The organism is Bacillus cereus group sp. BfR-BA-01380 (assembly GCF_022663535.1).
In the GTDB taxonomy this organism is placed as follows: domain Bacteria; phylum Bacillota; class Bacilli; order Bacillales; family Bacillaceae_G; genus Bacillus_A; species Bacillus_A cereus_BB.
Genome location: NZ_JAKUFS010000108.1, coordinates 1 through 322, shown reverse-complemented (window position 1 = coordinate 322; position 322 = coordinate 1). Strand labels below are relative to the sequence as shown.

Here is a 322-nt window from a genome sequence, read left to right as displayed (position 1 = left end):
AATATGCGGGTGTGGCGGAATTGGCAGACGCACCAGACTTAGGATCTGGCGCCTTTGGCGTGGGGGTTCGACTCCCTTCACCCGCACTCTTAATTAAATAAGCAATAAGTCATATATGTTTTGCGGAAGTAGTTCAGTGGTAGAATACAACCTTGCCAAGGTTGGGGTCGCGGGTTCGAATCCCGTCTTCCGCTCCAATTTTCAATATGACGCCGGGGTGGCGGAACAGGCAGACGCACAGGACTTAAAATCCTGCGGTGGGTGACCACCGTGCGGGTTCGACCCCCGCCCTCGGCACCATATGCGCCCGTAGCTCAATTGG

3 tRNA genes are annotated in these 322 nt (G+C 55.0%); all 3 read left to right on the top strand.

Annotated elements, in window-relative coordinates:
• Positions 1–5: 5 nt before the first annotated feature.
• The 3 genes from MR076_RS26125 to MR076_RS26115 all read left to right on the top strand — a co-directional run bounded on the left by MR076_RS26125 (position 6) and on the right by MR076_RS26115 (position 300).
• Positions 6–86, top strand: a tRNA-Leu gene (locus MR076_RS26125).
• A gap of 36 nt (positions 87–122) precedes the next feature.
• Positions 123–197 (top strand) — tRNA-Gly (locus MR076_RS26120).
• A gap of 14 nt (positions 198–211) precedes the next feature.
• A tRNA-Leu gene (locus tag MR076_RS26115) sits at positions 212–300 on the top strand.
• Positions 301–322: the final 22 nt, after the last annotated feature.